The sequence below is a fragment of the Aeromonas sp. DNP9 genome (genome assembly GCF_001728955.1).
Lineage (GTDB): Bacteria > Pseudomonadota > Gammaproteobacteria > Enterobacterales > Aeromonadaceae > Aeromonas > Aeromonas veronii.
On the sequence record NZ_LYSQ01000002.1, the window covers coordinates 127,810 to 149,821 of the forward strand.

The following is a 22,012-nucleotide window of genomic DNA, read 5'->3' on the forward strand; positions in this document are numbered from 1 at the left end:
ATATACAGTTGTTGGTGAATTATGGATACACAACTTGAACCGGCCATTGCGGCCATGGTGGCAGAGTTCATTGCAGCAGGCCGCCCCAAGGCGAGCAGCCTGAGCTGGCAGGAGCGGCGTGAAGGTTATCTTGCTTCAGCCATATTGGGTGGTGAACGGGAGGAAGTCGGCGCTGTCGAAGAGTGGCAAAATGGCCATCATTCCATTCGCCTATATCAGCCAGCGCCAACCTCAAGCGCAAACCGTCCGGCCCTGATCTACTTTCATGGCGGCTGTTTTGTCAGCGGCGAGTTCGACACCCACGACCGCCAGATGCGCATGCTGTGTAATCGCGCCGAAGCACTGGTGTTCGCGGTACATACCCGCCTTGCCCCTGAACACACCTATCCTGCAGCACACGACGACGCACTGGCTGCTACGCTCGCCATCATGGCCGATGTGGAGAAATGGCATGGGGATCCGGCGCGGGTTGTCCTTGCGGGCGACAGTGCCGGCGGCCACCTCGCCCTCATCACAACATTGCGACTCAAGGATCAAGGCGCCCCTTTGCCTGCAGCCCAACTGCTCATCTACCCGATGCTCGATGCTGCGGGCGACAGTGACAGCTATCGGCAGCTAGGGGATGACTACCTCATCACCCGCGACATGCTGTTAAGCGGTTTTCACGCCTATCTGGGCGAGCTACCCGCCACTCATCCCGAAGCCAGCCCGCTCCACCATCCAGCCCTGTCAGGATTGCCGCCGACCCATATCGTAACGGCGGAATATGATCCGCTGCGCGATGAGGGGGAAGCCCTCTATCGCAAACTACTACAAGCCGGCGTCACAACCACCTGTCAGCGGCAACTGGGTGTTATACACGGCTTCTTCCAACTGGCCGGAGTCAGCCCCGCGGCGCGTCAACTCATTGAACAGCTCTCACTGCTGATCAGGAGACTCTGATTTGGCCTTTGCCGAGCGATGTGTTAATAGTGTGCTCTTTTGAATCAGGGAGGTGACCCAAGTGTTTGAAATAGCGAGCCTGAGAGAAGGGATGATGCACGGGGTCGAGCTGTTCCAGCTGCTGCTGGAGATCATCTCCATCGCCTGTGTGGTGATAGGGCTTGGCAAGACCCTCTGGCTGGCGGCAAGAGTGCGGGATCACCAACCCGGCTTTCCGCGTATTCGCCTCTGTTTTGGCAGCTGGCTCATTCTGGCGCTGGAGTTCCAGCTCGCCGCCGACATCCTGGCCACCACGGTCGCACCGAGCAAGGAGGAGCTGATCCGCCTCGCCATCATCGCGGTGATCCGCACCTTCCTGAACTACTTCCTCGGCAAGGAGCTGGAAGCACAAGCGGAGCGCCAACAAGAGAAGGCAGAACGCCAGCAGGAGCAGCGCAGCGAGCAGGACAAGGCTGCTCAATAACCAGTATTCCTGCATAGCATCAACGCTAAGTGCCGTGCCATCCCGACCACAGCCGTGGCTTGGGATGGCACCTTTGTGACCCTTCCCGCACTTTTGGCAATCAGCCAACTATGGAACCCTTTTCAAGGTTTCCCCTGCCCTGTTGAGTGCCCGCTCATCTGCGTAAGATAGAAAATCTCTTCCCCCAACCGGCCAAGCTGATGAACCCGCATACCCTCCACACGCCCGATATCGACCTCGAGAGCTGCGTCATCTACCAGATCTACCCCATGAGTTTTCAGGACAGCGATGGCGACGGCATGGGCGATATCAACGGCATTCGTCAGCGCCTCGGTTATCTGGCCACCCTCGGGGTCGATATGCTCTGGCTCACCCCCATCTATCGCTCCCCCAAACGGGACAACGGCTACGACGTGGCGGACTACCGCTCCATCGACCCCGCCTTCGGCACCCTGACCGAGATGGAGCAGCTGATAGCCGAAGCGGCCGCTCACGGCATCGGCATCATGATGGATATCGTCGCCAACCACACCTCCACCGAGCACGAATGGTTTATGAAGGCACTGGCCGGGGCTCCCCGCTATCAGGACTACTACGTATTCCGGGATCAAGCCTTTGTCGATGCTCACCCCATTACCTCGATTTTTGGCGGCAGCGGCTGGCAGTATGTGCCGGAGCTTGATCGCTACTACCTGCACAACTTCGATCCCAGTCAGGCCGATCTGGACTGGGACAACCCGGCGGTGCGGGCCGAAATGGCAGCGGTGATCAACTTCTGGCTGGGCAAAGGGATCAAGGGATTTCGCTTCGATGTGATCGACATGGTGAGCAAGGAGTGGGACCAGCTTGCCATGAGCAACGGCCCGCGCCTGCACGACTATATCCGCGAGCTCAATGCCGCGAGCTTCGGCGGAAAGGGGATCATCACTGTGGGGGAGACCTGGGGAGCCGATCTCGCCCATATGCAGAACTATTCGAACCACGATGGCAGCGAGTTCAGCATGGTGTTCAACTTCGAGCATCTGGGGCTGGGCAGTGACAAGTGGTCATCCCGCTTTGATCCCCTCGCCTTCAAGCGAGCCATGGCCCGCCACCAGCAAGGGCTGCACGGGCGTGGCTGGAACAGCCTGTTTCTCGGCAACCACGACCTGCCTCGCGCTGTCTCCCGCTTTGGCGATGACAGGCCAGAGTGGCGGGAAACCAGTGCCAGGCTGTGGGCCATGGTGCTGCACCTGATGCAGGGCACTCCCTTCATCTATCAGGGGGAGGAGCTCGCCATGACCAACCGTCACTGGCAGCCGGACGAGCTACGCGATGTGGAGGCCATCAACTACTGCGCCAGCCACTCAGGGCTGGATCCTGCCGAGCTGAGTCGGCGGCTCGATGCCATCGGCCGAGACAACGCCCGCACCCCAATGCAGTGGGACGCCGGCCCCCACGCCGGATTCAGCACGGCCACGCCCTGGATTGCCCTCAACGCCAACCACATTGAAATCAACGCCGCCGAGCAGCTGGCCCGTCCCGACTCGCCGTTTCACTGCTATCGCCAGCTTATCGCCCTGCGCAAGGCTCACCCTGTCGTTCGCCACGGCAATTTCGAACTGCTGGATGGGGATGATCCCGAGCGCATCAGCCATCGCCGCCACTGGCAGGATCCGGCCAGCGGAGAGCGGCACACCCTGCTGCTGCTCGCCAATCTCACGGCGAACCCCTTGCCGATGCCCCACTTCGACAAGGTGGCAGACGGAATGCGGTTGCTGCTGGCCAATTACCCAAGCGAACCGATGCAGCTCTTCGCCCCTTATCAGTGCGCCATCTGGCTGCAAGTGGAGCAGGGTTAACCCCGTGCTGACGGGCCATGTCAATGGCCCGTCAGCCACCTCCCGTTTGCTGTCAGCAGAAAATCATGCACCCACGCGTCGGGATTAAATTAACCACTATTACTGACTTATTAATTGATTATTTATCCCGTTTGATACGCTCTCATTGCCCCTCTTACTATGCCTGCGACCTATCCATTGCCGATGCAACTATCGGCCTTCAAACTGGCATAGCAAAGTGGAAAACAGATGATCACCACAGACGGGAATAACGCAGTCGCCTCGGTGGCGTACCGCACCAGCGAAGTCATCGCCATCTACCCCATCACCCCCAGCTCGGCCATGGCGGAGCAATCGTCGGCCTGGTCGAGCGAGCGGGGCAAGAACCTCTGGGGGGATGTCCCCCGGGTTGTCGAGATGCAGTCGGAAGGGGGCGCCATCGCCGCCGTCCACGGCGCCCTGCAGACCGGCGCGCTGGCGACCTCGTTTACCTCGTCGCAGGGTTTGCTGCTGATGATCCCCAACCTCTACAAGCTGGCGGGTCAGCTCATCCCCTTCGTGCTGCATGTGGCGGCACGCACCGTGGCGACCCACGCGCTATCGATCTTTGGCGATCACTCGGACGTGATGGCGGTGCGCCAGACCGGCTGTGCCATGCTCTGTGCCAGCAATGTGCAGGAGGCGCAGGACTTTGCCCTGATCTCCCAGATAGCGAGCCTCAACAGCCGCCTTCCCTTTATCCACTTCTTCGACGGCTTTCGTACCTCTCACGAGATCGCCAAGATAGCGCCGCTCGCTGACGACACTCTGCGTGCCCTGCTGCCCGCAGATGCCATCCGTGCCCATCGTGACCGGGCACTCACCCCCGACAAACCGGTCATTCGCGGCACCGCCGCCAACCCGGACACCTACTTCCAGTGCCGGGAGGCGAGCAACCCCTGGTATGACGCCGCCTATGGCCATGTGAGCGAGGCGATGCAGGCTTTTGGCAAGCAGACTGGCCGCCACTACCGGCCGTTTGAATATGTCGGCCACCCACAGGCGGAGCGGATTGTGGTGCTGATGGGCTCGGCCATCGGCACCTGTGAAGAGGTGATCGAGCGCCTGCTGGCCCAAGGGGAGAAGGTAGGTCTGGTGAAGGTGCGGCTGTTCCGTCCCTTCTCGGCCGGGCACCTGTTGGCCGCGATTCCCGAGAGTGCCCGCGCCATCGCCGTGCTGGACCGCACCAAGGAGCCGGGCGCACAGGCCGAGCCCCTCTATCTCGACGTGATGACGGCGCTGGCCGAAGCGGTCAGCCGGGGCGAGCGGGCAAGCCTGCCGCGGGTGATCGGCGGCCGCTATGGCCTCTCCTCCAAAGAGTTCGGCCCCGCCTGCGCGCTGGCTGTGTTTGCCGAACTGGCGCAGGAGAACCCGCGCCCACGCTTTACCGTCGGCATCTTCGATGACATCACAGGTCTCTCGCTACCGCTGCCCGCGCTCAATTCGCAAAGCCCCATCCACAGCCAGCAACACAAGCTGGAGGCGCTCTTCTACGGCCTTGGCAGCGATGGCACCGTCTCGGCGGCCAAGAACAGCATCAAGAGCCTCGGCAACCACACCGACCTCTATCCGCAGGGCTATTTCGTATACGACTCGAAAAAGGCGGGCGGCCTCACCGTCTCTCACCTGCGAGTGGGCGAGCGGCCGCTGCAATCGGCCTATCTGGTGGAAGAGGCGGACTTTATCGGCTGCCATCAGTGGCAGTTTGTCGACAAGTACCGGATGGCGGAGCGCTTGAAAGCGGGCGGCATCTTCCTGCTCAACACCCCCTACAGCGAAGCGGAGATCTGGCAACGACTACCCAGCGAGGTACAGCATGCCCTGCGCGAGAAAGAGGCGCGCTTCTACATCATCAACGCAGCCAAAATTGCCCGCGACTGCCAGCTCGGCAACCGCATCAATACCGTGATGCAGATGGCCTTCTTCCAGCTCAGCGCCATCATCCCCCCCGCAGAGGCGACCAGCCTGCTGAAGCAGGCCATCGCCACCAGCTATGGCAGCAAGGGACAAGCGCTGGTCGAGCGTAACTGGCAGGCACTGGAGGCAACCTGCGCCGCCCTGACCCGAGTGCCGCTGGGTGAGCTGGAGCCCGCCAGTCGCCCACGCCCGCCGGTGGTTTCCGCCAAGGCCCCCGATTTTGTCCAGACCGTCACCGCCGCCATGCTGGCGGGACTGGGTGACAGCCTGCCGGTCTCCGCCTTCCCGCCGGATGGCACCTGGCCAGTCGGCACCACCCGCTGGGAGAAGCGCAATATCGCCAAGGAGATCCCCATCTGGGAGGCGGAGCTCTGTACCCAGTGCAACTACTGCGTCGCCTCCTGTCCCCACTCGGCCATTCGCGCCAAGGTGGTAGAACCGGATGCGCTGGCCGCTGCCCCCGCCACCCTGGATGCGCTGGATGTGAAATCTCGTGACATGCGCGGCCAGCAGTACGTGCTGCAGGTGGCGCCGGAGGATTGCACCGGCTGCAATCTCTGCGTCGAGGTGTGCCCGGCCAAGGATCGCAGCAACCCGGATCGCAAGGCGATCAATATGGCTTCACGGCTCGATCACCTCGACGAGCAGAAGGCCAACTACGACTTCTTCCTCGACCTGCCAGAGCGCAGCGCCGAGCAGCTGGAGCGCATCGATATTCGCACCTCCCAGCTTATCTCGCCGCTGTTTGAATACTCGGGCGCCTGCTCCGGCTGTGGCGAGACTCCCTATATCAAGTTGCTGACCCAGCTCTATGGCGATCGGCTGCTGATTGCCAACGCCACCGGCTGTTCGTCCATTTATGGCGGCAACCTGCCCACCACCCCCTACACCACCAACGCCGACGGGCGCGGGCCGGCCTGGGCCAACTCGTTGTTTGAAGACAACGCCGAGTTCGGACTGGGCTTCCGTCTTACCGTCGATCAGCACAGGGAGCGGGTGCGCCGTCTGCTGGCGAGCCTGGGCGACACCATTCCGGCAGCGCTGCGCGAGGCGTTCGGCGATGCCACCCTGCCGGTTTCCGAGCAGCGGGCCCATATCCAGCAGTTGCGAGCGCTGCTGCAGGAGAGCCAGACCCCGGCAGCCCAAGAACTGGCTCGCGATGCGGACTATCTGGTGGAAAAATCGGTCTGGCTCATCGGCGGCGATGGCTGGGCCTACGACATCGGCTTTGGCGGGCTCGACCATGTGCTGAGTCTGGGGGAGAACATCAATGTGCTGGTACTCGACACCCAGTGCTACTCCAACACCGGCGGCCAACAGTCGAAGGCGACGCCACTCGGTGCCATCACCAAGTTTGGCGACCAGGGCAAACGCAAGGCACGCAAGGATCTCGGCGCCAGCGTGATGATGTATGGCCACGTCTATGTGGCGCAGATCTCCCTCGGCGCCCAGATGAACCAGACGGTGAAGGCAATTCAGGAGGCGGAAGCCTACCCGGGCCCCTCGCTCATCATTGCCTACAGCCCCTGCGAGGAGCATGGCTACGACATGGCCGAGAGCCACGAGCAGATGAAGCAGCTGACCGCCACCGGCTTCTGGCCCCTCTACCGCTTCGATCCGCGCCGCGCTGACGAGGGTAAATTGCCGCTGGCGCTCGACTCGCGGGCCCCCAATGCCTCGCTGGCCGAGACCTTGCGCCACGAGCCCCGCTTCCAGCGGCTGGAACGCCAGCTGCCGGAGGTGGCCAGCCAGCTCTATGAAGAGGCGGAGCAGGAGGCCAATCGCCGCTTCGCCTGGCTGAGCCAACTGGCGGGCAAGGAGAGCCCGGCGCAGGAGTAAGCCGCGTTCGGCTTGATGGCAGCAGCCACGCTATTCGCCAAATAACAATCAGGGCTCCCCGCGGGGAGCCCTGATGCTATCTATGGTGAGCCAATATCGGCGCAGGCCAAATCAGGCACTGATGGAGGCCAGCTCGTGGCGCTTCAACGCCAGCAATGTGATGAGCAGCGCCAGCGTGGCGATCAGTGCCATGCCGATATAGGTCGCGCTGAAGCCCGGGGCCAGCAGATCGGGGGCGAGCCGGCTCAAATCACCATCGCTGCCGGCCGGCAGGCGCAAGTGGAACAGCATGGAGCAGATGGCCACGCCGACGGCACCGCCGAGCTCCCGCCCGAAGTTGAACAGCGACATGCCGATGCCGCGATCTTCCCGTGGCAGGGCATTTTGCACTACTACCGAGAGTGCGGGCAGCACCAGACCCAGACCAATACCGGCAAACCCGAGCGCCAGTCTGACCCAGGCATCGAAGTGGATCTGCCACAGAGCCACTGCCGCGAGGCCAAAGCCCACCGCAACAAAGCTCTTGTAGTGACCGGTACGGCCAATCAGTTTGCCACCGACAAAAGCGCCAGCGGTGATGCAGATCATGAAGATGACCATGATGGCGCCGCTCTCGCTGGCGCTCATCCCCTTCTGCCACTGCATCTGCAACGGCAGATAGACCAGCACGGCAAACATCAGCAACTGGGAGAGCATCACCAGCAGCACGCTCACCAGATAACCGGGCAGCCGTGCCAGATGGGCAGGCAATATGGGGTCGTGAGCACGCCGCTCAATCAGAATCAGCAGCAGCAATGCGACGCCCAGCGCCGCCGAGAGCCAGACTGCAGGCAGCGCCGCTTCCGGCGAGAGCAGCAACAGGGTGAGCGTGGTGACGGTAATCAGCAGACCCGCCCCCTTCCAGTCGAAGCGACTGTGGCGACGCACGTTGAGCTGTTTGAGGTTGCGGTTGATGAGAAAGACCGCCAGCGCCCCGAGCGGCAGATTGATCCAGAAGATCCAGCGCCAGCTGAGCTGCTCGGTGAAATAGCCGCCAAGCAAGGGGCCAGCGATGCTGGAGACTGCATAGACCGCTGAGATGTAGCCCTGATACTTGCCCACCTCCCGCGGCGGAATGGTGTCGGCAATCACGGTAAACGCGAGGGCAATCAGACCGCCGCCTCCCAGCCCTTGCAGCACCCGCGCTGCCAGCAAGGTCGGCAGATCCTGGGAGAGCGCACAGGCCACCGAGCCCGCCAGAAACAGGCCGATGCCGATATTGAGCATCCGCACCCGGCCAAAGAGATCGCTCAGCTTGCCGTAGAGGGGCAGCACGGCGGTCGCGGCCAGCAGGTAGGCGGTCACCACCCAGGTGAGGGCGGCACCAGCATGCAGCTCGGCGCCAATCATGGGCAGCGGGGTGGTGACTATGCTCTTTTCCAGTGAACCGAGCGCGATCACCAGCGCCACACTGGAGAAGATGGTTTTGGGGGATATTTTCGAAGTCATAAGCGGACTCGCTGATCTGATATGCCAAAGTATCCGGCAATGAACGGATTATTGTCTCACAAATCAGCAAGAGATAGAAAAAACGGCGGCCACAATCTGCCCAACCATGAGGCCGATCCCACAAAACGCCGATAGTTTCTGCTAGCCTGCTCTATTTGATTCGAGGAGCCCCCATGAGCGAGCGTGAGCAGTACGGGTTTGATCACTACGATGCCCTGATTTTCGATATGGATGGCACTTTGGTAGATTCCATGCCTCTTCATCTGGATGCCTGGGAGCTCACCTGCGCCGAATTCGGCATCCCCTTCGAGCGGGATCAGCTCTATCAGTATGGCGGCATTCCCACCCGCAAGATCATCGCCATGCTGGCCGAGCAGCAGGGGCTGACGGTGGATGTCGAGGCCTTTACCCGTCGCAAGATTGCCCTCTATATGGAACATATCGACAAGGTCAGCGTCTTTCCCAAAATGTGGGAGCTGGTCAGGCACTATCACGGCAAGGTGAAGATGGGGATTGGCACCGGCTCACCGCGCAATCAGGCGGAGGCCATCCTGAAAAGCACCGGGCTCGATGCCTATATCTCGGTGGTGGTGAGCGCCGATGATGTCACCAACCACAAACCGTACCCGGACACCTTTTTGCAGGTGGCCGAACAGCTGGGCGCCAATCCCGCCAACTGTCTGGTGTTTGAAGATACCCGGATCGGGCTTGAGGCCGGCAAGGCGGCAGGGATGGATACCGTGCTGGTTATCGAAGGTGACCTGCACCAGCGCTAAACGGCTCAGGGCAAGCAGGCAAACCGATAAAATGGTGCCACGACAGTGGCACCATTTTTTGTTTACGTGAGCATAGCGGCAGCGTCAGTGCCCGGTCAGCGCGGCGATCGCCGCCGGAATAGCGGCAACCGTCAGACAAAGGGCGTTGGCCTGCGCCTCGTCATGTAGTGCCTGATGAGCGCGCAGCAGCTCAAGGGCCTCGGCCGGAGTATCTGCAAAGGTGGGGGCGGCGATGGCGGCAAATCCCTGTTCGACCAGTTGACGACGCTCATCGCTATAGCTGGGTGCATTCGCATCGAGATAGGTAAGCGACTGACCTTGCTTGAAAAAGTGATAGTTAGGCATCGATTGGCCCCGCAAAAATAAAGCGTCATTCTACTCCTTTTTGCTCCATCGCCAGCGTCAATCTGTGTCGTCTCAAGTGATCTCGTTCACATTTTTATCAACAAACTTTCACCTATTAGGCGCCGTCCAAATCCCCTCTTCACGCGGCGTCAGACAACACCCGATACCGTCACTCTGCGCCAAACAAAACGCCTCCACAAAGGAGGCGTTGCGACTGAAACAGGGTGGCTCCCGTTACATGGCATTCGTCGATTCGAAGATCTTGTCCGCCGAGGCCTCGACAAAGCCCGGATAGAGCACACCATCGGCCTGCGGATAGCGCAGGGCAAACTCGTAGAAGCAGCTCGGGATGGTACGCACCCCATCGCTGAACGGCACCTCGGCTTTGTCCGCCATGGTGGAGGATTGCTCCAGCATAACCTGCGGATCCCCCTTCACCTCGCCACCCACACTGTTGAGGACAAAACCCGCAGCCTTGAGCGCAGCATTGACCTGATGGATGGTGTCGAAATCCTTCAACTTGTTGATATTGACCGTGAAGTGGTTGGCACGATAACCCCAGGCTGCCATCCAGGCCGCATACTCGCTCTCCGCCAGCAGAGTCTGATAATCGGCATAGGAGACCTGCCAGGGGGCGCCGGTGTAGAGAAATGCCGGGGTATCGGTCAGATGATCAGGCACCTGATCCGCCAGCTTGTGGATGATGGCCTGGGCAGCCGGGGAGAGCTCTTCCACCTTCAGCTCACTGATAAACACCTTGGGAGCGTCCGGATCCTGATGCTCAAAGTGCTTGGCATAGAGCTTCTTGGCCTTGAAGACGTACTCGCCCTTCTGCTCGTAACCGAGCGCCAGAAAGTGGGCGGCCAGCTTCTCCAGCCCCAGCTTGGGCAGGTTGTAGGTACGAAACGCCACGTGATCGTTGACGATGGGCTCGCCGCCACCCAGCAGGGTGTGCACCTTGAGGGCACTCGGGGTCACCTTGATGTAGTTGTCCCACAGATGGCTGAACAGGGTGTCGATATCCTTTTGCATCTCTCTTTCCTTTGATTGCGGGTACAGACAAGGGCACCTGCTCAGCGCCCCTTTTATTGTCGTGGTCAGGCGCTAGCTCCAACGGAGATAGCGCCGACCTTGGCTTTCTTAAAACGTCAAACCAGGAGACAGCTGCTCCGGCATGGCGGCCTTGCTGTCTTCAACGGAGGCAACTGGATACGCACAGTAGTCAGCAGCGTAGTAGGCGCTCGCTCTGTGGTTGCCGGAAGCGCCGATGCCACCAAACGGCGCGGCACTGGAGGCGCCGGTGATGGGTTTGTTCCAGTTGACGATACCGGCGCGGATCCGCTTGAAGAAGTGGTGCCAGTCCGCCTCCTTGTCCCCCAGCAGACCGGCCGAGAGACCATAACGGGTAGCGTTGCCCTGATCGATGGCTGCATCGAAATCATCGTAACGAATGAGTTGCAGCAACGGGCCGAAGTACTCTTCGTCAGGCAGCGCGCTCACTGAGGTCACGTCGATAATACCCGGGGAGACAAAGCCTGTGCCCGCTTCCAGGTGCTTGAGGGTAAGCAGGCTCTCGCCACCGAGGTGCTGCAGGTTGGCTTGCGCCTCGACCATGCCCAGTGCAGCCTTCTCGCTTATCATCGAGCCCATGAACGGCTGCTCGGCGGCGTCATAGAGGCCGACCTTGATCTGGCTAACCACCTCGACCAGTCGATTGACCAGGGCATCGCCCCGCTCGCCGCGCTCGACAAACAGACGGCGGGAGCAAGTACAGCGCTGACCAGAGGTAATAAACGCCGACTGGACGATGGCATGGACGGCGCCGTCGATGTCGCTCACCTCTTTCACGATCAGCGGGTTGTTGCCGCCCATCTCGAGGGCCAGAATTTTGCCCGGCAGACCGGCAAACTGCTGATGGAGGAAATGACCGGTGCGGGAGGAGCCGGTGAAGAAGAGGCCGTCAATGTCGGGATTGCCCGCCAGCGCCTTGCCAGTCTCGACCTCCCCTTGCACCAGATTGAGCACTCCCTTGGGCAATCCGGCCTGCTGCCACACCTTGACCATGGCTTCGGCCACCATGGGGGTCAGCTCGGAGGGTTTGAACACCACGGTGTTACCCGCAATCAGCGCCGGGACAATATGGCCGTTGGGCAGATGACCCGGGAAGTTGTAAGGGCCGAACACCGCCACCACACCGTGGGGCTTGTGACGGACAAACGCCTTGGCGCCCGGCATGGCATTTTCAACGGTGCCGGTACGCTCGTCGTGCGCACGGATGGAGATGGCAATCTTGCCCTGCATGGCGGCTACTTCGGTGCGGGTCTCCCACAGCGGTTTGCCTGTTTCGCGGGCGATGGTCAGGGCCAGCACCTCTTTCTGCTCGCCAAGCAGGTCGGCATAACGACGCACTATGGCCAGACGATCCTCAAGGCTCATGTCCGCCCAGTGGTAGAAGGCGGCACGGGCGGCCTTGACGGCGGCATCGACCTGCGCCGCACTGGCGGCAGCCCCCTGCCAGATCACCTCGTTCTTGGCCGGATCCCGTGACTCGAACAGCTTGCCTTCACCGGCAAGCCACTGACCGTCGATAAATTGCACTAACTGGCTCATCCATTCACTCCCTGTCGCTGGCAGGCAGCCTCGGCTGCCTGTCTGATAATCGGTTTGCTTGTCCTGTTTGCCTCAGTCGAGGTCAACCACCCGCACCATGTCGCCATCCTGCACCTTGAGTGCCGCCGCCATCTTGGGCGGGATAATGGCTTCGTGCTTGTCGAGATCGACCCGGATATTGCCGTAGCAGGCGCGGTAATGCTCGAAACGGCTGTTGCAGATAAGGTGGGTCTTGCCACCGATGGGCTCGCCCACCAGCACCCGCAGCTTCTTGCTGCGGCGCACACTGCGGATATTCTTCACGTCACACTCGACGGTGGGGCCCGCATCGAAGATATCGACGTAGCCACGGTTCACGAAGCCCTCGTCCTGCAGCATCTTGATGGCTGGACGGGTCTTCTCGTGGGTCTGACCGATAACAGCCCGCGCCTCTTTGCTCAGCAAATTGACGTAGATGGGGTACTTGGGCATCAACTCGGCGATAAAGCGCTTCTTGCCGATGCCGGTCAGATAGTCGACGGTGGGAAAATCCATCGAGAAGAAATGGGTTTGCAGCCACTCGTAGAAGGGGCTGTGACCGTTGGCATCGGAGACGCCGCGCATCTCGGCGAAGACGGTCTCGTCAAACAGCTCGGGGTGCTCGGCCATAAACAGGAAGCGGTGCTTGGAGAGCAGGCGGCCGTTGAGCCCCTCGCGGGCACATTCGCGCAAAAACAGGGTGCAGAGCTCGGAGTTGCCGGTGTAGTCGTTGGAGAGGGTCAGGGTTTCAACGACGTTGTAGATGCCGAGCTTGGGAGAAGAGTGCACCACCTTGCCGATGTGGTAGTTGTAAAACGGCTGGGAGAGGCCAACCGCGGCATCGATGGCACAGGTGCCCACCATCTCGCCGGTCTCCAGATCCTCAGCCACGAAGAAGTAAAGGCAGTCCCCCTTGCCTGCGGGCTTGTCGGAAAAAGTCTGGGTAGAGGCATCGATCTTGCGCTGCAGCAACTCATCGTTGACGGGCAACGAGGTCATGCCGGTGCCGGACTCGATGGCGCAGGTCTTGAGCCCGGCAAAATCTTTTTGCTCGATGGGACGGATAACCAACATAAATGACAACTCCCTTTCATTGACGACAGGTGGGGTCCCGGCTCCTGCCGGGAGAGCTCCCCACCTCAATTTGGAATCAGGCGTTAACCACCTGGGCAACCGCCTTCTCGAAGCGGGCCAACCCTTCCTTGATCTCCGCTTCCGGGATCACCAGTGAAGGGGCAAAACGAACCACGTTGGTACCAGCCACCAGTGCCATCAGCCCCTGATCGATGGAGGCCAGCAGGAAGTCACGGGAACGCCCCTTGTAGGCATCGCTCAGGGCCGCGCCCAGCAGCAGACCCTTGCCGCGGATCTCGCTGAAGCAGTGGTATTTGGCGTTGATTGCTTCAAGGCCATCGCGGAACAGCTGCTCGCGCAGCTTGATGCCAGCCAGCACAGCCGGGGTATTGATCACATCGATCACCGCCTCTGCTACCGCACAGGCCAGCGGGTTGCCGCCGTAAGTAGAGCCGTGAGTGCCCACTTTCAGGTAAGAGGCGATTTCGTTGGTTGTCAGCATGGCGCCGATGGGGAAACCGCCCCCCAGCGCCTTGGCGCTGGTGAGGATGTCCGGCGTGACGCCCAGACCCATATAGGCATAGAGATCACCGGTCCGGCCGACGCCGGACTGCACTTCGTCATACACCAGCAGGGCATTGTGTTTGTCGCACAGCTCGCGTACCCCTTTGGCAAACTCGTCGGTAGGACGAATGATGCCCCCCTCCCCTTGCAACGGCTCCATCACCACGGCGCAGGTGTTGTCGGAGATCACCTCGGCCAGCGCCGCCAGATCGTTGTAGGGAACATGGGTAATGTCACCGGGCTTGGGACCGAAGCCATCTGAGTAGGCAGCCTGGCCACCGACGCTGACGGTAAAGAAGGTACGACCGTGGAAGCCCTGATTGAAGGCGATGATCTGGGTCTTCTGCTCGCCAAACTTCTCGATGGCATAGCGGCGTGCCAGCTTGAGGGCAGCCTCGTTTGCTTCGGCGCCGGAGTTGCAGAAGTAGACCTTGTCGGCGAAGGTGGCGGCGACCAGCTTCTTGGCCAGACGCAGGGCAGGCTCGTTGGTCATGACGTTGGAGAGGTGCCACAGCTTCTCGCCCTGGGTTTTCAGGGCCTCGACCAGCTTGGGATGACAGTGACCCAAACCGTTGACGGCGATGCCACCGGCGAAGTCGACATACTCGCGCCCTTCCTGATCCCAGACACGTGACCCTTCACCACGCACCGGGATGATCTTGGCGGGCGCATAGTTGGGAACCATCACTTCATCAAACACTTCACGTGTCACTGCCAACAACTCTGACATATAGCTCTCCTTCGATTCGGCGACAGAATAATCCACCGCCCAAAAGTTAAATCCGTGTAAACGTGACGGGATTATCACAGAAATAAAGTAAAAAGTCTGTAACAAGACGGCCTATAAGGAACAATGTTCGATTGCTCTTGAGATTTTAGGCAACCGCATTGCATAACGACTCAGGGGGGCTTGGCAAGAGATAATTTGGGCAGGAGAGGGGGTGAATAAAGTGTCAGGGAAATTTTTTTTGCCTTCTCTCGAACTTGAGAAGGCGATCACAACTTTTTATGAACGCGCCAGAAAGTTGGCCAGCAACTGATGGCCCTGCTCGCTCAAAATGCTCTCCGGATGGAACTGAACACCCTCGACAGGGAGCGTCTTGTGGCGCAGCCCCATGATCTCGTCAAACGAGCCATCGGCATGCTCACTCCAGGCGGTGATCTCGAAGCAGTCGGGCAGCGTGTCGCGCTCCACCACCAAGGAGTGGTAACGGGTCACCCTCAGCGGGTTGTTGAGCCCCTTGAACACCCCCTCATGGCGATGGCGGATGAGCGAGGTTTTGCCGTGCATTACCTGACGGGCACGCACTACGCGGGCGCCGAAGGCCTGCGCCAGCGACTGATGACCGAGACAGACGCCGAGAATGGGCAGCTTGCCAGCGAAGTGGCTGATAGCATCGAGAGAGATCCCCGCCTCATTGGGCGTACAGGGACCGGGAGAGATCACCAGAAAACGGGGGGAGAGCTGCGCTATGGCATCAAGCGTCAGTTCATCATTGCGCTTGACCACAACCTCTTGTCCCAGGGCGCCGAAATATTGCACCAGGTTCCAGGTAAAAGAGTCGTAGTTATCGATCAACAACAGCATGAGATAACCAACAGCGGAGAATTAACGATCGAGATAACGACCCTGTTCCATTTCCCGTTCACGCTGACACTCGGCCAGATAGATGGCGGCAGCAACGGCAGGGGTTTTATGGTGCTTGTCGATGGCATTGGAGACCATCAACTGCAGGGTATTGAGGTTTTTCGCCTTGCGAAATTTACGTAGCCAGTGACCTTTGTCACTCAGCTCTTCAGCAGAAATAGTTGGTTGAACAGGCATGCTTTCTCTTGGGGATATTACCCAGGTTGAAATAAAGAAATTAAACAAAATAGCCGGGCAGAAAATAAAGAAAGCCAGGCAAATACCCAGCTCTCTTCTACTACACCTTCCCAGTATGTCAGGCTCGAGGAACGAAGCCGACTACATCATATACGCTGGTCAGGGTTTTTTCAGCTCTTTCGCGCGCCTTTTGTGCGCCTTCTGCCAGAATCGCGATCAGATGGGCCTCATCCTGACGCAGCTCATTGAAACGGGCCTGAATCGGCTCCAGCAGTGCGACAACCGCCTCGGCGGTTTCGGTCTTGAGGTGACCGTACATCTTGCCTTCAAAATGCTGCTCCAGCTCGGGGATGGAGCGGCCGGTCACACCAGACATCAGGGTCAGCAGGTTGGAGACACCCGGTTTGTTTTCCGGATCGAAACGCACCACAGCCGGCTCGTCGGAGTCGGTCACCGCACGCTTGATCTTCTTGACGATCTGCTTGGGATCTTCCAGCAGGCCGATGAAGTTGGCTTCGTTGTCATCCGACTTGGACATCTTCTTGGTCGGATCCTGCAGACTCATCACCCGCGCCCCTTCGGTCGGAATGAAGGGCTCCGGCATGGTGAACACGTCACCGTAGAGGTTGTTGAAACGAGTGCAGATGTCACGGGTCAGCTCCAGATGCTGCTTCTGGTCGTTGCCGACCGGCACCTGATTGGCCTGATAGAGCAGGATGTCGGCCGCCATCAGCACCGGATAGCCGAACAGGCCGACGTTGACGTTGTTCTCGAAACGGGCGGACTTGTCCTTGAACTGGGTCATGCGCGACAGCTCACCCATCTGGGTGTAGCAGTTGAGGATCCAGCCCAGCTCGGCGTGCTGCGGCACGTGAGACTGGATGAAGACGGTGCTCTTCTTGGGATCGATACCGACCGCCAGATAGAGGGCGGCTGCGTCCAGACAAGCCTTGCGCAGGGCCGCCGGGTCCTGACGAGTGGTGATGGCGTGCAGATCGACGATGCAGTAGAGGCAGTCGAACTCATCCTGCATGTTGACCCACTGACGCAGGGCCCCCATGTAGTTGCCGATGGTCAGTTGACCGGAGGGTTGCGCTCCGCTCAATACGATTGGTTTAGTCATGAGAGTGTTAATCCTTGTTATTCAGCCAGCCCAGCTGCGCTATTAGACCAAAAGTGCATCGAGCTGGGCAAACTGCTCGAATACCCAGTCTGGATGGGAGTCGGCGATGGGGCGGCCATAGTTGTAGCCGTATGTAAGGCCCACCACCTTCATGCCGGCAGCCTTGGCAGCCAGCACATCATTTTCGGAGTCACCTACCATCAGGGTGCGAGCCGGACTCACTCCCAGCTCCTGGCAGGCGTGCAGCAAGGGCTCCGGACTCGGTTTCTTGACCGGTACGCAGTTGCCACCGAGCCAGAGCGCGAAGCAATCACTGATGCCAAGGGCATCGAGGATAGGGGCCACGAAATCGCTCGGCTTGTTGGTGACGATCGCCTGCTTGTAGCCCAAGCTTTGCAAGCGACGCAGACTCTGGGCCACCCCGTCATACATCGCCAGCCCTTGCAGCAGGCAGGCGTTGTAGTGCTGGAAAAAGATCGGGCGGGCCTTGGCAAACAGCTCGGGATCGGCCTCGCGATAGGCGAGCGCCCGCTGGATCAGCTTGTCGGCTCCGTTGCCGACCCAGGTACGGATCACCGCTTCATCAGCCTGCTCCAGACCCAGATCGGTCAGCGTCAGATTGACCGCCAGCGCCAGCTGGGCGGCGCTGTCAATCAGGGTGCCGTCCAGATCGAACAGCACCAAATCAAATGCGCGCTCAGCGTGTGGCATGAGCCAGCTCCGCACGCATCTGGTCGATCACCGCCTTGTAGTCAGGCTGGCTGAAAATGGCCGAGCCGGCGACAAACATGTCGGCGCCCGCTTCGGCGATCTCGCGAATGTTGTCGACCTTCACCCCGCCATCGATCTCGAGGCGGATATCGCGGCCGCTCTCGTCGATCAAGCGACGCACCTGACGCAGCTTGTCGAGGGTGCCGGGGATAAAGCTCTGGCCGCCGAAGCCCGGGTTGACCGACATCAGCAGGATCACGTCCAGCTTGTCCATCACATACTCGAGGCTGGAAAGCGAGGTGGCCGGATTGAGCACAAGGCCCGCCTGGCAGCCCATCTCCTTGATCAGGCCCAAAGAGCGATCAACGTGATCGGACGCTTCCGGATGGAAGGTGATGAGGGAAGCACCCGCCTTGGCAAAATCGGGAATGATGCGATCCACCGGCTTGACCATCAGGTGCACGTCGATGGGGGCCTCGATACCGTAGTCACGCAGCGCCTGACAGACCATGGGGCCAATGGTCAGGTTGGGGACATAGTGGTTGTCCATCACGTCGAAGTGAACCACGTCGGCACCGGCAGCCAGTACCTTGGCTACATCGTCACCCAGACGGGCAAAATCGGCAGAGAGGATCGAGGGGGCAATCAGAAAGTCTTTCATCAGCATCATCCATTGGCAGCCAGGGAGAAAAAGCGGCGCAATTTTAACGTAAAAGGCGGGCGAAAACGACTCGAATGCGGGGTAAATGGGGCAATCGCCTCCCCTCCCCCAGCAACCCGGGTTATAGGACATCGGCACGGGCGCGGACTCGCCCATAAAAAAACGGCGCCCCTGGGCGCCGCATGGTCTGTTACGTCAGTGGCAGCAGTTCGCTGTCGCTGGGATAGTAGCCCTGCTCCGGCTCGATACCGGGGGGATAGAGCGCCAGCAACTCGGCCACCTTGTTGCGGGTGCCGCCATTGCGGCTGATGGTGCGCTTGACCAGGATCTCGTCGAGGCGGGCACCGCGATAAAGCTCACGAGTCAGCTCAATATCGTGGTTGCTGATCAGCACCGGTACCCCTTTGTGAGCGGCTGTGTGACGGGCCAGTCGCGCCAGGATCGCCTGATCATCCAGGGTAAACCCACCGGAGGCATAGGTGGTGAAGCTCGCCGTAGTGGAGAGCGGCGCATAGGGTGGATCACAATAGATAACCCAATCCTCTTCGGCACGCTTGATGGCGTCGGCGTAGCTCTCGCAGATAAAGGTCGCCTTCTGCGCCTTTTCGGCAAAGGCCCACAGCTCTTTTTCCGGAAAATAGGGTTTCTTGTAGGAACCGAACGGCACGTTGAAGCCGCCCTTCTTGTTGTAGCGGCACAATCCATTGAAACCGTGACGGTTGAGGAACAGGAACAAGAGTGCCCGCTCGAAGGTGGTCTCGGTCTGATTAAACTGGGTACGCAGCCGGTAATAGGCCGCCTTGTGGTTGTGCTCTGCCACAAACAGCTTGCGCGCCTCGGCAATGAAACTGTCCGGCGTCAGCTTGAGGTGGTTGTACAGGCAGATCAGATCCGGATTGATGTCGTTGAGCACATACGCGTCGTAGTCGGTGTTGAGAAACACAGACCCGGCCCCGACGAAGGGCTCCAGCAACACACGCCCGGCCGGCAGGCGCTCGGCAATCTCTTCAACCAGGGAGTATTTTCCCCCGGCCCATTTTAAAAAAGCGCGTGTTTTTTTCATGGAAATCCGGTGTGTAAGAAGGCAAGACCCAAAAAGGGGGACGATTCTACCCCCTTATCCGGTATCAAGGCTATTGCTTCAGCTCTTTTTGTACTTGTGCAAACGACTTGGGCCAGGGCTGACCTTTCAGCAAGGCTGGCGGAAGCTTGCGAATGGCACTCTTGGCCTGGGTCAGACCGGCATAATCCCCTTGCAGCACAACGTACCAGGGGCTGCCACGGAATTTGGTCTGATAGACCCAGACCTTGCCCGCCAGACCATGCTCGGCGACAAATTGATCCACCGCCTTGGTGTTGCTCGCCCCCATCAGCTGAACGCTGTAGTGATTGCGCGGCTTCTTGTTCAAGGTGGCGACCGGTGTCAGGTCCACCTTGGGTGCTGGCGCGGCAACCGGCTCGTTGCTGGCTGTTTTGGTGGTGGCAGCAGGCGTTGCGGTTGTCACCGGGTTCTGTACCTTGCTAGTGCTGGCTGGTGGTGTGGTTGCGACTGCACCACTGGGGGCTGTGCCACTCGGGTTTTTGCCGGTCAGCTCGTCCACCACGTCAGTAGGCAGAGCGCCGCTCACCTTGGGTTCGGTCATCAGCTTTTGCACGACCTCGTCGGAGATCACCACCCGACGCCCTTCGTAATTGGTTGATTCGGTGGTCACGGTTTCGCTCTCTACCGACTTTGGCAGCACTTTCGCCTCCGGCTGCCAATCCTTCACTACCCCGTTGGGATTGCTGGCTGCATCGCTGTTTTGCGCACCTTGTGCAGCGGCATCTGTATTCGAACCGCCTACGGTGAGGGGATCGCCTCCCGCTACCGGGATCGGCAATGCCGTGTTCTGCGCCGGATCCTGCAATGCCGGTTTGCTTTCATTGTCAAACAGAGCAGGCAGCAGGTAGCTCAAAGCCAGCAGGCCGCCAGCGACCAGCGCGATAGCGGTGGCAATCTTCTTGACAGGCAACTCCGCCTGACGCTTCTTGGGCCTTCTGTCGGTCATGATATCCTCCAGTAACTGCATGATGGTGGACGGATGTCCGTTCGCCGTTTTCAGGATCTCCTCCACTTGCGGCTTGGGCAAGAGGGTCGCCGGGATCTTGAGCTCTTTGGCTTTCTCATACAAGAAGATGCGCTGCTCGGGCGGGCTAAGTGGCGGCACTTCCAGCTCAAGGGCTGGCATGGCACGCCCCTTGAGCTGCAGTCGTTGGGTACGACACCAGACGTCACTGCCCGAGACAATAATGGCCAGCTGATGGGGCGCCGCCAGGGTATCGTTATGACGGATGATCGCCCACAACTCTCCCAGCAATTCGGCTGGCAACTGATCAGCCCGCTCTATCAGCAGCAGCAGGGTGGCAGGCTTGCTCCCCTCCAGCATGCGAAAGAAGCTCTCCGCCAGCGCATCCTGTGGATTGAACAGCGGGCGCGCCACTACCTGTGGCAATAACAGCTGACGCACATCCACCATCTTCATGGCAGGTGTACCAATCAGGCTTACCACCCGCACTTTTTCAGGCAACATGCCGAGCAGGGATTCGCACAGGGTACCGCGACCACAACCGGGTTTACCGGAGAGAAAAATGAAAGGGTGATTGAATTCAATCAGATGCAGCAGCCGGTCAACCAGCTGCCGCTGGGAAGGAAGTTTTAGCAGTTTATTCGTCACGACCAGACTCGATCACCGCCAGCAACTCGGCATCGGACACATCCCCCACCACCTGCGCATGGCCGATGCCAACCGGCAACACCAGACGCAGCTTGCCTTCCAGCACCTTCTTGTCACGGCGCATATGGCGAATAAAGGCGGCGAAATCCATCTCGGCAGGCGCATGAATGGGCAGATTGGCGGCCAGCAGCAGAGCGCGCACTCGCGCAACGTCCTCTTCGCTCATATCGCCACGGGCCTGCGCAGTCCAGGCTGCCAGCATGGTGCCGGCGGATACTGCTTCACCGTGCAGCCAGTTGCCATACCCCTGCTCGGCCTCGATAGCATGACCAAAGGTGTGACCCAGATTGAGCAGCGCACGGACGCCGTGCTCGGTCTCATCCTGACCGACCACATCGGCTTTGATCTCGCAGCAGCGTTTGATGGCGTAGGCCAGCGCGGCAGGTTCCAGCTGTTGCAGACGCACCATGTTCTGCTCCAGCCAGCTGAAGAAATCAGCATCCCAAATGATGCCGTACTTGATCACCTCGGCCATCCCTGCGGCAAATTCGCGGGCTGGCAAGGTACTCAAACATTCGGTATCGATAACAACTTGTTTGGGCTGATAAAAAGCCCCAATCATGTTCTTTCCGAGGGGGTGGTTGACAGCGGTTTTACCGCCGACAGAGGAGTCAACCTGGGAGAGCAGAGTGGTCGGGATCTGGATAAAAGGAATGCCACGTTGATAGCTTGCTGCCGCAAAGCCCACCACATCCCCGATCACGCCGCCCCCCAGAGCGATCAGTGTCGTATCGCGCCCATGGTTGGTTTCAAGCAGAGCAGACATGATCTGCTCAAAGGTCGCCAGGTTCTTGTACGCCTCGCCGTCAGGCAGGATCAGGTGTTCAACCTGAAAACCCGACAGCAGAGCGGTTACCCGTTCAAGATAAAGCGGAGCAACGACCGTGTTGGTCACTATCATCACCCGCTTGCCCTTGATGGTCGATACCAGCGCCTCGGGGCGCTGCAACAACCCGGCAGCTATCTCGATGGGATAGCTGCGTTCACCCAGTTCGACCTTCAACCGTTCCATGGACGTCCTCT

Annotated in this window: 19 protein-coding genes; 5 read left to right on the forward strand and 14 right to left on the reverse strand. The window is 59.8% G+C overall.

Annotated elements, in window-relative coordinates; genetic code table 11:
- Nucleotides 1–21 precede the first annotated feature (21 nt).
- The 4 genes from A9G06_RS01690 (at nt 22) to nifJ (ending at nt 7,020) form a co-directional block, all read left to right on the forward strand.
- On the forward strand, nt 22–942 hold the full coding sequence (locus tag A9G06_RS01690; protein WP_069554071.1) for an alpha/beta hydrolase: 921 nt from the start codon (nt 22–24) through the stop codon (nt 940–942).
- Nucleotides 943–1,003: 61 nt separating this feature from the next.
- Complete coding sequence (locus A9G06_RS01695; RefSeq protein ID WP_069554072.1) at nt 1,004–1,405, forward strand: DUF1622 domain-containing protein; 402 nt, start codon at nt 1,004–1,006, stop codon at nt 1,403–1,405.
- Between the two features lie 200 nt (nt 1,406–1,605).
- Nucleotides 1,606–3,246, forward strand: a complete 1,641-nt coding sequence (locus tag A9G06_RS01700; protein WP_069554131.1) for an alpha-glucosidase — start codon at nt 1,606–1,608, stop codon at nt 3,244–3,246.
- 228 nt (nt 3,247–3,474) lie between these two features.
- Nucleotides 3,475–7,020 (forward strand): pyruvate:ferredoxin (flavodoxin) oxidoreductase, encoded by a 3,546-nt coding sequence (nifJ, locus tag A9G06_RS01705; protein ID WP_069554073.1) that lies wholly within the window; start codon nt 3,475–3,477, stop codon nt 7,018–7,020.
- Nucleotides 7,021–7,131: 111 nt separating this feature from the next.
- Here the strand turns inward: nifJ and A9G06_RS01710 are convergent, their stop codons facing one another.
- Nucleotides 7,132–8,508 (reverse strand): MDR family MFS transporter, encoded by a 1,377-nt coding sequence (locus A9G06_RS01710; protein WP_171903371.1) that lies wholly within the window; start codon nt 8,506–8,508, stop codon nt 7,132–7,134.
- Nucleotides 8,509–8,681: 173 nt separating this feature from the next.
- On the opposite strand from A9G06_RS01710, the gene A9G06_RS01715 reads away from it, so the two are divergent.
- A complete protein-coding gene (locus tag A9G06_RS01715) occupies nt 8,682–9,284 on the forward strand; it encodes an HAD family phosphatase (RefSeq protein WP_069554074.1) in 603 nt (200 codons plus the stop codon).
- Between the two features lie 84 nt (nt 9,285–9,368).
- On the opposite strand, the gene A9G06_RS01720 is transcribed toward A9G06_RS01715, so the two are convergent.
- The 13 genes from A9G06_RS01720 to aroB form a co-directional block, all read right to left on the reverse strand.
- Complete coding sequence (locus A9G06_RS01720) at nt 9,369–9,629, reverse strand: hypothetical protein (protein WP_069554075.1); 261 nt, start codon at nt 9,627–9,629, stop codon at nt 9,369–9,371.
- Nucleotides 9,630–9,863: 234 nt separating this feature from the next.
- On the reverse strand, nt 9,864–10,661 hold the full coding sequence (locus A9G06_RS01725) for a DUF1338 domain-containing protein (protein WP_021229798.1): 798 nt from the start codon (nt 10,659–10,661) through the stop codon (nt 9,864–9,866).
- A gap of 108 nt (nt 10,662–10,769) precedes the next feature.
- Nucleotides 10,770–12,239: a succinylglutamate-semialdehyde dehydrogenase gene (gene astD / locus A9G06_RS01730; protein WP_069554076.1), complete on the reverse strand. Its 1,470-nt coding sequence runs from the start codon at nt 12,237–12,239 to the stop codon at nt 10,770–10,772.
- A 72-nt stretch (nt 12,240–12,311) separates the two neighbouring features.
- Nucleotides 12,312–13,331 carry an arginine N-succinyltransferase gene (gene astA, locus A9G06_RS01735; protein WP_005334994.1) on the reverse strand — a complete coding sequence of 340 codons (1,020 nt, stop codon included), beginning with the start codon at nt 13,329–13,331 and terminating at the stop codon, nt 12,312–12,314.
- 76 nt (nt 13,332–13,407) lie between these two features.
- Nucleotides 13,408–14,625, reverse strand: coding sequence for an aspartate aminotransferase family protein (locus A9G06_RS01740; RefSeq protein WP_069554077.1), 1,218 nt, complete (start codon nt 14,623–14,625; stop codon nt 13,408–13,410).
- 276 nt (nt 14,626–14,901) lie between these two features.
- Nucleotides 14,902–15,483, reverse strand: a complete 582-nt coding sequence (locus tag A9G06_RS01745; protein ID WP_042082624.1) for an aminodeoxychorismate synthase component II — start codon at nt 15,481–15,483, stop codon at nt 14,902–14,904.
- A 21-nt stretch (nt 15,484–15,504) separates the two neighbouring features.
- A complete protein-coding gene (locus tag A9G06_RS01750) occupies nt 15,505–15,720 on the reverse strand; it encodes a hypothetical protein (RefSeq protein ID WP_005334997.1) in 216 nt (71 codons plus the stop codon).
- A 118-nt stretch (nt 15,721–15,838) separates the two neighbouring features.
- Entirely contained in the window at nt 15,839–16,843 is a 1,005-nt protein-coding gene (gene trpS, locus A9G06_RS01755; RefSeq protein ID WP_069554078.1) for a tryptophan--tRNA ligase, read from the reverse strand.
- A 42-nt stretch (nt 16,844–16,885) separates the two neighbouring features.
- A complete protein-coding gene (locus A9G06_RS01760) occupies nt 16,886–17,554 on the reverse strand; it encodes a phosphoglycolate phosphatase (protein ID WP_069554079.1) in 669 nt (222 codons plus the stop codon).
- Nucleotides 17,541–18,215, reverse strand: coding sequence for a ribulose-phosphate 3-epimerase (rpe, locus tag A9G06_RS01765; RefSeq protein ID WP_069554080.1), 675 nt, complete (start codon nt 18,213–18,215; stop codon nt 17,541–17,543). The genes A9G06_RS01760 and rpe overlap by 14 nt, the downstream gene beginning before the upstream one ends.
- Before the next feature lie 190 nt (nt 18,216–18,405).
- On the reverse strand, nt 18,406–19,278 hold the full coding sequence (locus A9G06_RS01770; protein WP_005335008.1) for a Dam family site-specific DNA-(adenine-N6)-methyltransferase: 873 nt from the start codon (nt 19,276–19,278) through the stop codon (nt 18,406–18,408).
- A 70-nt stretch (nt 19,279–19,348) separates the two neighbouring features.
- Nucleotides 19,349–20,929, reverse strand: a complete 1,581-nt coding sequence (locus A9G06_RS01775; protein ID WP_069554081.1) for an AAA family ATPase — start codon at nt 20,927–20,929, stop codon at nt 19,349–19,351.
- Nucleotides 20,919–22,001, reverse strand: a complete 1,083-nt coding sequence (aroB, locus tag A9G06_RS01780; protein WP_019446352.1) for a 3-dehydroquinate synthase — start codon at nt 21,999–22,001, stop codon at nt 20,919–20,921. The genes A9G06_RS01775 and aroB overlap by 11 nt, the downstream gene beginning before the upstream one ends.
- Nucleotides 22,002–22,012: the final 11 nt, after the last annotated feature.

Excerpts from the sequence above, each read along its gene's own strand:
- A9G06_RS01690 (WP_069554071.1), top strand. The coding sequence starts at position 22 with ATGGATACACAACTTGAACCGGCCATTGCGGCCATGGTGGCAGAGTTC.
- A9G06_RS01700 (WP_069554131.1), top strand. The coding sequence starts at position 1,606 with ATGAACCCGCATACCCTCCACACGCCCGATATCGACCTCGAGAGCTGC.
- nifJ (WP_069554073.1), top strand. The coding sequence starts at position 3,475 with ATGATCACCACAGACGGGAATAACGCAGTCGCCTCGGTGGCGTACCGC.
- A9G06_RS01710 (WP_171903371.1), bottom strand. The coding sequence starts at position 8,508 with ATGACTTCGAAAATATCCCCCAAAACCATCTTCTCCAGTGTGGCGCTG.
- A9G06_RS01715 (WP_069554074.1), top strand. The coding sequence starts at position 8,682 with ATGAGCGAGCGTGAGCAGTACGGGTTTGATCACTACGATGCCCTGATT.
- A9G06_RS01720 (WP_069554075.1), bottom strand. The coding sequence starts at position 9,629 with ATGCCTAACTATCACTTTTTCAAGCAAGGTCAGTCGCTTACCTATCTC.
- A9G06_RS01725 (WP_021229798.1), bottom strand. The coding sequence starts at position 10,661 with ATGCAAAAGGATATCGACACCCTGTTCAGCCATCTGTGGGACAACTAC.
- astD (WP_069554076.1), bottom strand. The coding sequence starts at position 12,239 with ATGAGCCAGTTAGTGCAATTTATCGACGGTCAGTGGCTTGCCGGTGAA.
- astA (WP_005334994.1), bottom strand. The coding sequence starts at position 13,331 with ATGTTGGTTATCCGTCCCATCGAGCAAAAAGATTTTGCCGGGCTCAAG.
- A9G06_RS01740 (WP_069554077.1), bottom strand. The coding sequence starts at position 14,625 with ATGTCAGAGTTGTTGGCAGTGACACGTGAAGTGTTTGATGAAGTGATG.
- A9G06_RS01745 (WP_042082624.1), bottom strand. The coding sequence starts at position 15,483 with ATGCTGTTGTTGATCGATAACTACGACTCTTTTACCTGGAACCTGGTG.
- A9G06_RS01750 (WP_005334997.1), bottom strand. The coding sequence starts at position 15,720 with ATGCCTGTTCAACCAACTATTTCTGCTGAAGAGCTGAGTGACAAAGGT.
- trpS (WP_069554078.1), bottom strand. The coding sequence starts at position 16,843 with ATGACTAAACCAATCGTATTGAGCGGAGCGCAACCCTCCGGTCAACTG.
- A9G06_RS01760 (WP_069554079.1), bottom strand. The coding sequence starts at position 17,554 with ATGCCACACGCTGAGCGCGCATTTGATTTGGTGCTGTTCGATCTGGAC.
- rpe (WP_069554080.1), bottom strand. The coding sequence starts at position 18,215 with ATGAAAGACTTTCTGATTGCCCCCTCGATCCTCTCTGCCGATTTTGCC.
- A9G06_RS01770 (WP_005335008.1), bottom strand. The coding sequence starts at position 19,278 with ATGAAAAAAACACGCGCTTTTTTAAAATGGGCCGGGGGAAAATACTCC.
- aroB (WP_019446352.1), bottom strand. The coding sequence starts at position 22,001 with ATGGAACGGTTGAAGGTCGAACTGGGTGAACGCAGCTATCCCATCGAG.